Here is a 12484-nt window from a genome sequence, read left to right on the forward strand (position 1 = left end):
GTTCGGCATAGGCGATCAGTGTTTCCGATTCAGCACCATTTATCCAATCCAGACCGGATAAATACACTCTCCTCACGTCATCACCCCTCGAGGAACACCACATGACTCGCAAAATCGCCCTGATCACCGGAGCCAGTCGCGGCCTGGGCAAAAGCACCGCGCTGCACCTGGCCGCCCAAGGTGTCGATATCATCGGCACCTACAACAGCCGGGCCGACGACGCCCAGGCCGTGGCGGCCGAAATCGAAAAACTCGGTGGCCGCGCCGCCATGCTGCAACTGGACGTGGGCCGGATCGACGGTTTCAAGGCTTTCAGCGAGGCCGTGGCCAAGGTGCTGGCCACTGTCTTTGCTCGCGAGCGCTTTGATTTCCTGGTCAACAACGCTGGGGTCGGGGTGCATGCCCTGTTCGCCGAGACCAGTGAAGAGCAGTTCGACCAATTGCTGAACGTGCACTTCAAGGGGCCGTTTTTCCTGACCCAGAAACTCTTGCCGCTGCTGGCCGACGGCGGCCGTATCGTCAATATTTCCAGCGGCCTGGCGCGCTTCAGCCTGCCGGGATACGGTGCCTATGCGGCGATGAAGGGGGCAATGGAAACCTTGACCCGTTACCAGGCCAAGGAACTCGGAGCGCGCGGGATCAGTGTGAACTGCCTGGCCCCCGGTGCCATCGAGACCGATTTCGGGGGCGGCGCCGTGCGCGATAACCAGGACCTGAATACCTATGTCGCGGCCAACACCGCGCTGGGCCGTGCCGGCTTGCCGGACGATATCGGCGGGGCCATCGCGCTGCTGCTGGGCGACGCTGGCCAGTGGATCACCGGGCAGCGGATCGAGGCCTCGGGTGGCATGTTCCTGTAAAGACGGCGGGCGGTGCCTGGACTGACGCCATCGCTGCGGTGCGGCGTCCCGACAAGCCAGCTCCCACTGGGGTTGTGGCAACACGATACTTTGCAGTGAGACGCCGACTTGTGGGAGCCGGCTTGCTGGCGATAGCGATGTCACATTCACCGCCGCTGTCGGTAGACGCCTACAGGTTTCGCGGTACGCCCTCGGCGCCTTTCAACTCCTCCAGCCGGCGCTCGATAAAACGCCGCTCCGGCGCCTGCTGCGTCAATTCCAGCGCACGCTGGTAAGCCTCGCGCGCCTGTTCCACCCGCCCCAGCCGCCGGCAGAAATCCGCCCGCGCCGAATGCGCCAGATGATAGTCCAGCAATTCGCCGCGCCCGAGGATGCCCTCCACCAGCTCAAGCCCCGCCAAGGGGCCATCGCGCATGGCCACCGCCACCGCCCGGTTGAGTTCTATCACCGCCGAGGGCACCACCCGCAGCAACAGGTCATAGAGCCCGACGATCTGCCGCCAGTCGGTGTCCTCGGCCGTCGCCGATTCGGCATGTACGGCGGCTATCGCGGCCTGCAAGCCGTAGGGCCCGAAACGTCCCGTGGCCAGAGCCCGTTCCACCAGGGCACAGCCTTCGGCAATCAGCACCGGGTCCCAGCACGAGCGATCCTGGGCATCGAGCAGCACCAGTTCCCCGTTCCCGGAGACCCGCGCCTGGCGCCGCGACTCATGCAGCAGCATCAACGCCAGCAAGCCCATGACCTCGGGATCGGGCAACAACTCCAGCAACAGGCGCCCAAGACGAATGGCTTCCGCCGTCAGGTCATCGCGGGTCAGGTTGGCCCCCAGGGACGCCGAGTAGCCCTCGTTGAACACCAGGTAGATAACCCGCAACACACTGTCCAGGCGCTCAGGCAACTCCGCCCGGGAAGGCACCTGGTAAGGAATCTTCGCATCGCGAATCTTGGTCTTGGCCCGGACGATGCGCTGGGCGATGGTCGAGGGGCTGGAAAGAAAGGCCCGGGCAATTTCTTCCGTGGTCAGGTCGCAGACTTCGCGCAACGTCAGTGGCACCTGGGCATCCGCCGACAGCGCCGGGTGGCAGCAGGTAAAAATCAGCCGCAGCCGATCGTCCTCGACATCCTCGTCGCACCATTCACCTTGCTCCAGCGCTTCGGCCTGGGCGATCAACTGCTCCCGGGACGCGGCAAAGCGTGCCCGTCGGCGCAGCACATCGATGGCCTTGAAACGCCCGGTGGAGACCAGCCAGGCACGGGGATTGGCCGGCACGCCATCGCGCTGCCAGCGTTCGACGGCGATGAAGAAGGCTTCGTGCAAGGCCTCCTCCGCCAGGTCGAAATCCCCGAGCAAACGGATCAGGGTCGCCAGGATCCGCCGTGACTCCTGTCGATAAACCGCCTCGACCTGCTGCTTGACGCTATCGGCGTCGAGGGTCAATCCGGCAACCCCAGGTTGAGCGCCCGCACCGGCCGCACTTCCACACTGCCCACCCGGGCGGCCGGGATATGACCGGCAATCTGCAAGGCTTCGTTGAGGTCGCGGGCCTCCACCAGATAGAACCCGGCCAGTTGCTCCTTGGTTTCGGCAAACGGCCCGTCGACGATGGACAGCTTGCCGCTGCGCATGCGCACCGTGGTGGCGGTGCTCACCGACTCCAGCGGCTCGGCGGCAAGCATTCGGCCACTGGCCTGGATCGACTGGGCATAGGCCAGGCATTCGGGGTCCTGGGGACTGTCGGGGTGGGAATGCATCAGCTCTTCGTTACTGTAGATCAGGCATAGGTATTTCATGGAGTGTCTCCAGGGCGGTCGAGCAACTATGGCTGCTGTTTCGAGCTTTGGCGAAGGCCATCGACGATCAGCAGGGGTACGAATAGTCGCCTGGGGGCGAGCGAAATCGACAGGTGTGAAAAGTTGCGGGAAAAATAATATCAAGCCCGACAAAGCCGATAGAATCCGCGTCCCCTACTGCCGGAAATAGGATATGCCGCTGTGAGAACCGATCTTGTCGACTACGTCACGCTGACCCCCACCCAACGCGAGCAGTTGGGATTGATCCAGGTCGACGCGGCGCAGAAGGAGTTTTCCAGCGATATCGCCCAAGGTCTGGCGGTGCTGCATGCCCACACGGGAAATGACGTGAAGGGCTTCGTACTGCTGGCCGACGAACTGCCGGTGGGTTTCCTGTTGCTCAAGCGCCCCCCCGCGTCACCGACCTGGGCCACCGGCAACGTGTGTACATTGCATGGCCTGCAAGTGGATAAAAGCTACCAGGGCCGCGGCCTGGGGCGCGCCTGCATGCAAGCCCTGCCAGCCGCCGCCCTCGCCGCCTGGCCGGCCACCACCCATCTGATGCTGATGGTGGACGCCGACAACGACACCGCCCGCGGGCTCTACCTGAAACAGGGATTTGTCGACAGCGGCGAGACCTTTCACGGCCGGGTCGGTGAAGAGCGCAGGCTGGCCTTGCCACTCTGAGGGGACACCATGAACGCCCGACTGGCCCACTACGCCGATCTGACCGCCCTTCAGCGAGAGCAGCTCGAGGGCCTCGAAGTCCATCCTGAACAACTGCAGTTTTGCGGCGACATCCGGTCGGCCCTGCACTCCCTGCCGCGCGAGCCCCATGACGGCGTGCTGGGTCTGGTCCTGCTCGACGAGGACATGCCGGTGGCCTTCCTGCTGCTCAAGCGCCACCCTTTCGTGCCGCACTGGGCCGGCGCAGGCAGCGCCACCCTGCATGCCCTGCAAGTCGACAAACAGGTTCAAGGCCGGGGTTTCGGCGTGGCCTGCCTGCAAGCCCTGCCCGAAGCGGCACGCCGGGCCTGGCCCCAGATCCGTCAGTTACTGCTGTCGGTAGGAACGAATAACAAAGCAGCAATGAACCTTTACCTGAAACAGGGTTGGGTCGATACCGGCGAAGCCTATCGCGGCGAACGAAGATTGGCCTTGGCACTTTGAAGTTGTGGGTGGCCATAACTATGAGATCAGTTGGTCATTTACAGTAAAACTTGATCGCTGGGCAAACTCACCTTCCAGTTATTAAATCGATCACGTCGCCACTTCATCGGGAAGCCGACGTGCCGCTACTTGATAAGCCGTTATTTAACTCAAGTGGCCATTTAATAAACTGAAAGGACTCAATACCCATGGATGCACAAAGTCGAATCTCGAACAACGCCCCCAAAACCTCGCCCTCCGCGGTCATCGAACGCCCCGGCAGCGCCGGAAGATTTGATCTGGGATTTGGTGAACACCGCGACGGCCTGGTTATTTTTTCAGAAAGAGGCCCTGGCTTTGTCGGTCCCTCTTTATTGCGACCCGACGGCCGTCATCGGTTTATCGGCGTACATGAAGACCGCCCGGAAAGTATCACCCAGGCCGACTTCAGCGAAGACGGCCTTTACTATCATGACTTCAACCAATCACTCGGAAGTTCCAGCCGAAGACTGATCAAGGCTGTCGTCGACGAAGACGACAAGTTCCTCTTGCTCGGCCACTTCCGCTCCGGTGAACAGGTCTTCTGCGCTCGTATCACCGAAACCGGCGCCCCGGACCCCGACTTCGGCGATAACGGTCAGGTCACCCTGCCTTACACGGCGCCCTGGACCGGCTATGGCCGCCGACTCACCGTGCAGCCCCAGGACGGCTTTATCGTCCTGGCCCTGAGGAACAGCGCCGTGGGCGAGCCGGCACGCGACGTTATCGTGCGTCTCGACCGCAGCGGCAGTTTCGACCCGCGCTTCGGCACCTGCGGCGTGGTCACGGCACCGGAACCGAACATCGCCTTCGAGGCGGTTCAGGTCCAGGCCGATGGCAAGCTGATCGTGGCCGGCCGACGCGGCCGCAAGGCCATGCTGATGCGCTACGGGGCCACCGGCCTGCCGGACAAGACCTTCGGGTGCGCCGGCTATCTGGAGCTGGAGCCGGCCCGCGACGGCAACGCCGCGTTTTTCGATATCGCCGTACAGCCCGATCAGAAAATCGTCGTCACCGGCTCCGCGGATCTCACCCACAACATCGCCCTGCTCACCCGCGTCAGCGCCGACGGCAAGCTGGACGATACCTTCAATTCCGGGGTGCCCTGGGAGCTGCCGGAACTGGATATATCCTTCGCCCTGGCGGTGCAGGAAGACGGGAAAATCGTCAGTGCCGGTCATATCAACAGCGGCAGCCGCTGCTGGTTGATGCGCCACTTGAGCAACGGCGAACTGGATCCTGATTTTGGCGATAACGGGATCAGCCGCCTGATCTACATCGGCGACTCCACCAGCTACCTCTCCAACCTGGAGTTGCAGCCGGATGGCAAGATCCTGGTCTCCGGACGTTACGCCACCCATTCGGCGTTGATTCGCTGTTACGGCAACTGAGCACGTAGCGCCTGGGGAAAGGCAACGTCATGTCGGTTATACGGCGCTCCTCGATGCCACCCAGGCGCCCCAGAACAGGCTGGAAAAGAACCGCGTCGCGGTGCCGAATCCGGCCTCCTGGAGCAGGTGCTGAACCGCCGCCTCAGAGTGTGGCGGATCGGCTCCCTGGAGAATCTTGCCGAGCTTGGCGCGAACGGCGTCAGCACTCGCGCCCTGCTGACGCCAGCGCTCGCCCCAGGCCGCCAACAACAACGGCTGGCTGGCATAGGCCTGATGGTTGCCCGCCACAATCAACGGGGCTCCCGGTTTGAGCCGGGTGGCAATCGCCTTGAGGATATCGTGCTTGGCTTGATCGCCGGGCAGGTGATGCAACACACCGATCAGGGTCGCGGCATCATAGGGCGGCTCGTCGGTCAGTTCCTCGACCGTACCCAGGAATACCCGCGTGCGCGCCAGCAGCCCCTGCGCCTGAAGGCTGGCCTGAGCCAACTCAAGCATCGGGGCCGAGGGGTCGACCGCAGTGAACCGCCAAAGCGGCTCAAGCGCCGCCGCCGTCAGGATTTCCTGGGCAGTACCGCCGGCACCCACCACCAGAATCCTCGCCTCGCGCCCACTGCCCAGGCTGGCCGCCAGCATGCAGGCGACCAACTCGTGACAGGCATCATAACCAGCCAGGGCGATACGGCTTTGCTCGGCGTATTCACCGGCACGGGACACATCGAATTTCCGAGCAGAATCCAGGTGTTCGGACGACATGGGCTTTCTCTCTTGGCGGGGACTTCAGCCCAAGGTAGTCGCCCTGCAAAAATAAAGAAAATTCATGTTTTTAATGCAATACATTCCTTGCTGGAATACGCAAAAGTACCGGCGGTTCAATGGGTAGCGCGCAGCCGAACGTCCCGTTGATCGAAAGCCGACGACGGGGTCGAGAGAGTGGTTGGCGGCATCGGAACGGCGATTTCAGCCCACTTCGTATTCGCCCCATATTGTTGCGCGAACACCCCGTAAAGCTTTCATATAGTCGATGTCATTTGCCCGCGGTTTCGACTATTTCTCTGCAGGTCGCCGCCTGATGCGGTGTTTTCCGGAGACTTGTCATGACCCATACCCAGATCGGCCTGCTCATGCTGTCGGGCATCAGCGTGTTCGGTATGATCACCCTCTACCTCGACTTCTGGCGTGCAACCAAAACGCAAAAGGACAACAAGGAGGGACATTGAAAGGGCATAGGGAAGCCCGCTCCCCTATGCCAAAGGAGAACGTAGGTCGCGCGGGCTCAGGCCTTGATCGGCACCCAGATCTCCACCGTGCCGGTGCCTTTTTCCGGATTGAAATCGGCGCTGTAGCGTTCGAACTCCGGCGCATCCGCCGCCTGGTAACCGGACTGCGGCAACCAGTCGTTCCAGATGAACTCGAATGTCTGCTTGAGGGTTTCCAGCGAGCCTTGATGTTCGAAGACTGCGTAGTGCTGGTCCTGCAACTCCACCCAGCGGTACAGCTCGGGCAGGTCGTCGAGCTTGCTGATCTGCACCCCGGCGATGTACTCGAAGCCGCCCTGGCCGTCCGGATTGCAACAGATACCGTACGTCACTTCACCCACTTGGCTGGGGACTTTTCCGATGTGCGGCACAAAAGCATCCCACAGGTCGGGGATGGAGCCCGAGGTCTCGGCGGTAAAACGCGCCCCCAGGCCGGCGATCAATCGAAAATGGCCATGCTCGAAACGTGGCTCTGGCAAGGTATACAGGTAGCCAAGGTTATGTGCTGCGTCCATGGGTGAAAACTCCATATGGGGAACGACTCCGGAGGCAGTATAGAAGCAAATGGCCGTGCCGTTTGACCGACCCGGCACTTGTCCGCCGTCGGAAATATTTTCCGCAAGCCATCTGGACAGATGGCCAGCATCCCCCTTATTGTCAGCCCCGCAGGCCACCGCAGTGGCCAACGTCGCTCGGACGGTTCCGGGCGCTTACGTGTCAGAGGTTTACATGGCAACCCCAGGTTCGCCGCGCCGCTTTGCGCGCATTGATCGACTCCCCCCCTACGTATTCAATATCACCGCCGAGCTGAAGATGGCCGCCCGTCGTCGTGGCGAAGACATCATCGACCTGAGCATGGGCAACCCCGACGGTGCCACCCCGCTGCATATCGTCGAAAAACTGGTCACCGTCGCACAGCGCGAAGACACCCACGGCTACTCCACGTCCAAGGGTATCCCACGGCTGCGTCGGGCGATTTCCCACTGGTACAAGGATCGCTACCAGGTCGATATCGACCCGGAAAGCGAAGCCATCGTCACCATCGGTTCGAAAGAGGGCCTGGCCCACCTGATGCTCGCCACCCTCGACCAGGGTGACACGGTGCTGGTGCCCAACCCCAGCTACCCGATCCATATCTACGGCGCGGTGATCGCCGGCGCCCAGGTCCGTTCGGTACCGCTGGTGCCAGGCGTGGACTTCTTCGCCGAACTGGAACGGGCCATTCGTGGCTCCATCCCCAAGCCGAAGATGATGATTCTCGGTTTCCCCTCGAACCCCACCGCGCAGTGCGTGGAACTGGATTTCTTCGAGCGGGTGATCGCCCTGGCCAAGCAGTACGACGTCCTGGTGATCCACGACCTGGCGTATGCCGACATCGTCTATGACGGCTGGAAAGCCCCGTCGATCATGCAGGTGCCGGGCGCCAAGGACATCGCGGTGGAATTCTTCACCCTGTCCAAGAGCTACAACATGGCCGGCTGGCGCATCGGTTTCATGGTCGGCAATCCGGAACTGGTCAGCGCCCTGGCGCGGATCAAGAGCTACCACGACTACGGCACCTTTACCCCCTTGCAGGTGGCGGCCATCGCCGCGCTGGAAGGCGACCAGCAGTGTGTCCGGGACATCGCCGAGCAATATCGCCAACGCCGCAACGTACTGGTCAAGGGCTTGCACGAACTGGGCTGGATGGTCGAGAACCCCAAGGCCTCGATGTACGTCTGGGCGAAGATACCCGAGGCCTACGCCCATCTGGGCTCGCTGGAGTTCGCCAAGAAACTGCTGGCCGAAGCCAAGGTCTGCGTATCGCCGGGGGTCGGCTTCGGCGAATACGGTGACGATCATGTGCGTTTCGCCCTGATTGAAAACCAGGACCGCATCCGCCAGGCCGTGCGCGGGATTCGCGGGATGTTCCGGGCCGATGGCCTGCTGAAGAAAACCGCTGCGGAATAACCTGCGTAGCGAACGGGTCTGCCACAGGATCGGGGCCGACACCTGCCACAGGTGTCGGCCCCGAATCGTTCAGACCACCAGCGACAACAGCAGGATAAACACCAGCCCCACCACCGACAGAATCGTCTCCATGGCCGTCCAGGTCTTGAACGTCTCGGCCACGGTCATGTTGAAGTACTGCTTGACCAGCCAGAACCCGGCATCGTTGACGTGCGACAGGATCAACGACCCCGCCCCCGTCGCCAGTACCAGCAACTCGCGGTTCACCCCGGGAATCAGGTCCACCACCGGCATCACGATGCCCGCCCCGGTAATGGTCGCCACCGTCGCCGAACCCGTGGCCACGCGGATCACCGCCGCCACCAGCCAGGCCAGCAGGATCGGCGAAATCTGCGCGTTCACGGCGATATGCCCGATCACATCGCCCACGCCGCTGGTCACCAGCATCTGCTTGAAGCCACCGCCGGCACCGATGATCAGGATGATCGCCGCCGTCGGCGCCAGGCTGGCGTCCAGCAGCTTGAGCACGCGCTTGGAGTCCATGCCCTGGCGCTTGCCGAAGGTGTACAGCGCCAACAGCAGCGCCAGCAGCAAGGCACTGATCGGGTGACCGATCATGTCCATCCAGATCCGGAAGAAATGCCCGTCCGGCAGGGCAATGTCGGCGAAGGTCTTGAGCAGCATCAGGAACACCGGCAGCAGCACGGTGACCAGGGTCACGCCGAAGCTCGGCAGCGCCGCCACTTGCGGCTCACGGGCCAACTGGTCGACCAGCTCCTGCGACGGGTTGCCCGGGATGTACCGGGCAATGAAGGTGCCGAAGATCGGCCCGGCAATGATAGCGGTCGGCAGGGCGACGATCAGGCCGTAGAAAATGGTCTTGCCGATGTCGGCGTTGAACACCCCGATGGCCAGCAGCGGCCCCGGATGCGGCGGCACCAGGCCGTGCACCGCCGAGAGCCCGGCCAGCAGCGGAATGCCGATCTTGATCAGCGGCACACCGGTGCGCCGCGCGACGATGAACACCAGCGGAATCAGCAGCACGAAGCCGATCTCGAAGAACAGCGGAATGCCCACCAGGAACGCCGAGCACATCATCGCCCACTGCACCCGCTCCTTGCCGAAGGCACGGATCAGGGTCTGGGCGATCTGATCGGCGCCGCCGGAATCGGACATCATCTTGCCGAGCATCGTGCCTAGCGCCAGGATGATCCCGACAAAGCCCAGCACGCCGCCGAAGCCGTCCTGGAAAGCCTTGATGATCTTGTCCGCGGGCATGCCCGAGGTCAGGCCGAGAAACGCCGAGGCGATGATCAGGCCGATAAAGGGGTGAATCTTGAAACGGGTGATCAACACGATCAGCCCGATAATCGTGACCACTGCATCCAGCAACAGATAGGTCTCGTGGGACAGTCCGAACATAAGGTGTCTCCTGCTTGTTGTTTTTATGCGGTGCGTTGTTTGACGATAGCCGACTGGGACAGCGCTATCTTTTCCAGGCGAAAATCAGGCCGAGCGGTCCAACCCATGTGCCTGCCACCAGCGATGGGCCGACTGCGCCAGGCGTTCGACGCTCTGGGTGGAAGCGTCCAGGGCCAGGGTCAGGGGCTCGCCGACCGGCGATTCAAGGGTGGCGAACTGGCTGTCGATCAGGGTCGAGGGCATGAAATGCCCCGGACGATGCGCCACCCGCTCGGCGGCGACTTCGCGGTTCAGTTCGAGAAACACGAAGCCCAGTCCCGGCGCGGCGCGGCGCAGGCGTTCACGGTAACTGTGCTTGAGCGCCGAACAGGTCAGCACCGGGTGCTGGCCGGCCGCCAGGACCCGCCGCAACTCGTCGCACAGGCTGTCGAGCCAGCCGGCACGGTCTTCATCGGTCAGGGGAATGCCGGCACTCATCTTGGCGATATTGGCGGCGGGGTGAAAACTGTCGCCTTCGATCTGGGTAGCGCCGTTGAGCCGGCACAGGGCCTCGCCCACACTGGACTTGCCGCAACCGGAGACGCCCATGATGACCAGGGCAGTGATGGGTTGACTCATGTAACACCTCGACACGCAGACAGCGCTGTCTTTGTCAGAGCTTTCATTACAGGGAAAGCAAAGCACAAAACGCAAACTGCCGGCGCTTTCTTGTCATTTTTATGGGGTGGTGCGGTACCACGGGTTGCAACAACCGTCCGACGACGCCGGGCGCGATTCAGGTCGATCACGCTCAGGCAATTGCAGGCTCGCCGAGACAGCGCTACCTTAGTGCCTTGAATTTTGTTTGGCAAGCCGTCCGATGACCTCCACAAAAAACGACAGGAATACCCGTACCACGGGACGCCCTACCCTCAGCGAAGTCGCGCGCCTGGCCGGCGTCAGTCCCATCACCGCGTCGCGGGCCCTGCGCGGCATCAGCAGCGTGGCCACGGAACTGGTGGAAAAGGTCCGACACGCGGCGGAGGAATTGAACTACGTGGTCAATCCGGCTGCCCGCGCCCTGGCCTCGGCCCAGAGCCATTCGGTGGTGGTGCTGGTGCCGTCGCTGTCCAACCTGCTGTTCATCGACACCCTGGAAGCCATTCACTCGGTGCTGCGGCCCCGGGGCTTCGAAGTGCTGATCGGCAACTATCACTATTCCCGCGACGAAGAAGAAAACCTGCTGCGCAACTACATGGCCTACCAGCCACGGGGCCTGTTGCTGACCGGCTTCGATCGTTCGGAAAGCGCGCGGCGGATGATCGAGGCGAGCAACGTGCCCTGCGTCTACATGATGGACCTGGACCCCGGTGCCGGGGTGAACTGCGTCGGCTTCTCGCAACAGAGCGCCGGCGCCACGGCGGCCGAGCACCTGATCTCCCGAGGACGCAAGCACCTGGCCTACATCGGCGCGCAGCTGGACCAGCGCACCCTGCTGCGCGGCGAAGGCTTTCGCCACGCGCTGCAGGGTGCGGGGCTGTATCACCCGGATCTGGAACTGCTGACGCCGCGCCCTTCGTCGGTGGGCCTGGGCGGAGAACTGTTCCTGCAACTGATGCACAGCCATCCGCAGGTCGACGGGATCTTCTTCGGTAACGACGACCTGGCCCAGGGCGCCCTGCTGGAGGCCATGCGCTGCGGTATCAAGGTGCCGGAACAGGTCGCGGTGGTGGGCTTCAACGACCTGCCCGGCTCGGCCTTCATGGTGCCGCGCCTGAGCAGCATCCGCACGCCTCGGGAGGCTGTCGGCCGGCGGGCGGCGGAGCAGATGCTGAGTTTGATGGCCGGTAATCCGGTCGCCCAGCCGGTGCAGGACATGGGCTTTGAACTGATGGTGCGCGAGAGCAGTTGACCCGCGGCAGGAGCCTGGATCACGCCCCTGTCCGCAGGGGTATGCCCGACATCAGTCCTGCTCGGCCCGACGCTTTTCCCGCGCCAGCAACAACCCGGCAAACACCCCGATCCACACCACCGAAGCGCCGTAGTTCAGGCGCTGGTACAGGCCGAACCCCTCCCCTTGCGCCACCGCCAGTCCCATCAAGGGCAACGCCGCCAAGGCCACCAGGGTGCACGCCAGGGAAAACCAGGCGAACGCCCTGGAGCCCAGCAACCGACCGGCGAGGTACACCCACAATGCGTTGGCGATCACCAGGGTCAGAAACATCACCAGGCCTGCGCTGTTGTGCACGGTCTGGCTGAAGGACGGGTTCTGCAGTCCACAGCCCGCGTCGCAGGAAAAGTAACCGGTGAACAGGCTGGCAATGCCATGCAGCGCAATCAGCACACCACTGATCTGGGCCAGGCCGCGCCCTTCGAAACAGGCGAAGACCGTCACACCGAAAGCGAAGAACAACAGCCCCAGCGGCAGGTTGTTGATCAACGGCGACAACTCGTGGGTCGGCGCACCCAGCGCGCCCAACTCACTCATGGCCTGATTGAGATGGCTGTAGCCCGGATACAGGGCACCCGCCAGGGCCACCCCCACAACTAACCAGAACGGCGTCAACAACCCGGCCATGCAGCCGAATCTACGCAATGCCTTGTGCATCTAGCGGGGACCTCTGAGCGTTGGATTAAAGCAGCA

14 protein-coding genes are annotated in these 12484 nt (G+C 62.8%); 7 read left to right on the top strand and 7 right to left on the bottom strand.

The window, feature by feature from the left end:
• Positions 1 to 101 precede the first annotated feature (101 nt).
• A complete protein-coding gene (locus tag UCMB321_RS20370; RefSeq protein ID WP_040070230.1) occupies positions 102 to 860 on the top strand; it encodes an SDR family NAD(P)-dependent oxidoreductase in 759 nt (252 codons plus the stop codon).
• Positions 861 to 1029: 169 nt separating this feature from the next.
• On the opposite strand, the gene UCMB321_RS20375 is transcribed toward UCMB321_RS20370, so the two are convergent.
• Together UCMB321_RS20375 and UCMB321_RS20380 are read right to left on the bottom strand one after the other, a co-directional pair.
• Positions 1030 to 2298 (bottom strand): RNA polymerase sigma factor, encoded by a 1269-nt coding sequence (locus tag UCMB321_RS20375; protein WP_040070231.1) that lies wholly within the window; start codon positions 2296 to 2298, stop codon positions 1030 to 1032.
• Positions 2295 to 2651, bottom strand: coding sequence for a YciI family protein (locus UCMB321_RS20380; RefSeq protein ID WP_040070232.1), 357 nt, complete (start codon positions 2649 to 2651; stop codon positions 2295 to 2297). Before UCMB321_RS20380 ends, UCMB321_RS20375 begins: the two co-directional genes overlap by 4 nt.
• Before the next feature lie 201 nt (positions 2652 to 2852).
• Here UCMB321_RS20380 and UCMB321_RS20385 point away from each other — a divergent pair, with 201 nt between their 5' ends.
• The 3 genes from UCMB321_RS20385 to UCMB321_RS20395 all read left to right on the top strand — a co-directional run bounded on the left by UCMB321_RS20385 (position 2853) and on the right by UCMB321_RS20395 (position 5230).
• A complete protein-coding gene (locus tag UCMB321_RS20385; protein ID WP_040070233.1) occupies positions 2853 to 3338 on the top strand; it encodes a GNAT family N-acetyltransferase in 486 nt (161 codons plus the stop codon).
• A 9-nt stretch (positions 3339 to 3347) separates the two neighbouring features.
• Positions 3348 to 3821: a GNAT family N-acetyltransferase gene (locus tag UCMB321_RS20390; RefSeq protein WP_040070234.1), complete on the top strand. Its 474-nt coding sequence runs from the start codon at positions 3348 to 3350 to the stop codon at positions 3819 to 3821.
• A 188-nt stretch (positions 3822 to 4009) separates the two neighbouring features.
• The gene (locus UCMB321_RS20395) at positions 4010 to 5230 is read left to right on the top strand and encodes an NHL repeat-containing protein (RefSeq protein WP_040070235.1); all 1221 of its coding nucleotides are present in this window, start codon (positions 4010 to 4012) and stop codon (positions 5228 to 5230) included.
• Positions 5231 to 5266: 36 nt separating this feature from the next.
• Here UCMB321_RS20395 and UCMB321_RS20400 read toward each other — a convergent pair whose 3' ends face one another.
• Positions 5267 to 5986: an SAM-dependent methyltransferase gene (locus UCMB321_RS20400; protein ID WP_040070236.1), complete on the bottom strand. Its 720-nt coding sequence runs from the start codon at positions 5984 to 5986 to the stop codon at positions 5267 to 5269.
• Between the two features lie 341 nt (positions 5987 to 6327).
• Between UCMB321_RS20400 and UCMB321_RS31620 the strand changes: the two genes are divergently transcribed.
• Positions 6328 to 6450, top strand: coding sequence for a hypothetical protein (locus UCMB321_RS31620; protein WP_280806661.1), 123 nt, complete (start codon positions 6328 to 6330; stop codon positions 6448 to 6450).
• A 56-nt stretch (positions 6451 to 6506) separates the two neighbouring features.
• On the opposite strand, the gene UCMB321_RS20405 is transcribed toward UCMB321_RS31620, so the two are convergent.
• A complete protein-coding gene (locus tag UCMB321_RS20405; RefSeq protein ID WP_040070237.1) occupies positions 6507 to 7004 on the bottom strand; it encodes a GyrI-like domain-containing protein in 498 nt (165 codons plus the stop codon).
• A 214-nt stretch (positions 7005 to 7218) separates the two neighbouring features.
• On the opposite strand from UCMB321_RS20405, the gene alaC reads away from it, so the two are divergent.
• Positions 7219 to 8439, top strand: coding sequence for an alanine transaminase (gene alaC / locus UCMB321_RS20410; protein WP_040070238.1), 1221 nt, complete (start codon positions 7219 to 7221; stop codon positions 8437 to 8439).
• 69 nt (positions 8440 to 8508) lie between these two features.
• Here alaC and UCMB321_RS20415 read toward each other — a convergent pair whose 3' ends face one another.
• On the bottom strand, positions 8509 to 9861 hold the full coding sequence (locus UCMB321_RS20415) for a GntP family permease (protein WP_040070239.1): 1353 nt from the start codon (positions 9859 to 9861) through the stop codon (positions 8509 to 8511).
• An 84-nt stretch (positions 9862 to 9945) separates the two neighbouring features.
• A complete protein-coding gene (locus tag UCMB321_RS20420; RefSeq protein ID WP_040070240.1) occupies positions 9946 to 10479 on the bottom strand; it encodes a gluconokinase in 534 nt (177 codons plus the stop codon).
• A gap of 241 nt (positions 10480 to 10720) precedes the next feature.
• Here UCMB321_RS20420 and gntR point away from each other — a divergent pair, with 241 nt between their 5' ends.
• Positions 10721 to 11752 (top strand): HTH-type transcriptional regulator GntR, encoded by a 1032-nt coding sequence (gntR, locus tag UCMB321_RS20425; protein ID WP_040070241.1) that lies wholly within the window; start codon positions 10721 to 10723, stop codon positions 11750 to 11752.
• A 51-nt stretch (positions 11753 to 11803) separates the two neighbouring features.
• Here gntR and UCMB321_RS20430 read toward each other — a convergent pair whose 3' ends face one another.
• Entirely contained in the window at positions 11804 to 12448 is a 645-nt protein-coding gene (locus UCMB321_RS20430; RefSeq protein ID WP_052451325.1) for a DUF998 domain-containing protein, read from the bottom strand.
• Between the last annotated feature and the right edge of the window lie 36 nt (positions 12449 to 12484).

Source organism: Pseudomonas batumici, from assembly GCF_000820515.1.
GTDB classification, from domain to species: domain Bacteria; phylum Pseudomonadota; class Gammaproteobacteria; order Pseudomonadales; family Pseudomonadaceae; genus Aquipseudomonas; species Aquipseudomonas batumici.

Coding starts and splice junctions, on each gene's coding strand:
- UCMB321_RS20370 (WP_040070230.1), top strand. CDS start 102: ATGACTCGCAAAATCGCCCTGATCACCGGAGCCAGTCGCGGCCTGGGC.
- UCMB321_RS20380 (WP_040070232.1), bottom strand. CDS start 2,651: ATGAAATACCTATGCCTGATCTACAGTAACGAAGAGCTGATGCATTCC.
- UCMB321_RS20390 (WP_040070234.1), top strand. CDS start 3,348: ATGAACGCCCGACTGGCCCACTACGCCGATCTGACCGCCCTTCAGCGA.
- UCMB321_RS20395 (WP_040070235.1), top strand. CDS start 4,010: ATGGATGCACAAAGTCGAATCTCGAACAACGCCCCCAAAACCTCGCCC.
- UCMB321_RS20400 (WP_040070236.1), bottom strand. CDS start 5,986: ATGTCGTCCGAACACCTGGATTCTGCTCGGAAATTCGATGTGTCCCGT.
- UCMB321_RS31620 (WP_280806661.1), top strand. CDS start 6,328: ATGACCCATACCCAGATCGGCCTGCTCATGCTGTCGGGCATCAGCGTG.
- UCMB321_RS20405 (WP_040070237.1), bottom strand. CDS start 7,004: ATGGACGCAGCACATAACCTTGGCTACCTGTATACCTTGCCAGAGCCA.
- alaC (WP_040070238.1), top strand. CDS start 7,219: ATGGCAACCCCAGGTTCGCCGCGCCGCTTTGCGCGCATTGATCGACTC.
- UCMB321_RS20415 (WP_040070239.1), bottom strand. CDS start 9,861: ATGTTCGGACTGTCCCACGAGACCTATCTGTTGCTGGATGCAGTGGTC.
- UCMB321_RS20420 (WP_040070240.1), bottom strand. CDS start 10,479: ATGAGTCAACCCATCACTGCCCTGGTCATCATGGGCGTCTCCGGTTGC.
- gntR (WP_040070241.1), top strand. CDS start 10,721: ATGACCTCCACAAAAAACGACAGGAATACCCGTACCACGGGACGCCCT.
- UCMB321_RS20430 (WP_052451325.1), bottom strand. CDS start 12,448: ATGCACAAGGCATTGCGTAGATTCGGCTGCATGGCCGGGTTGTTGACG.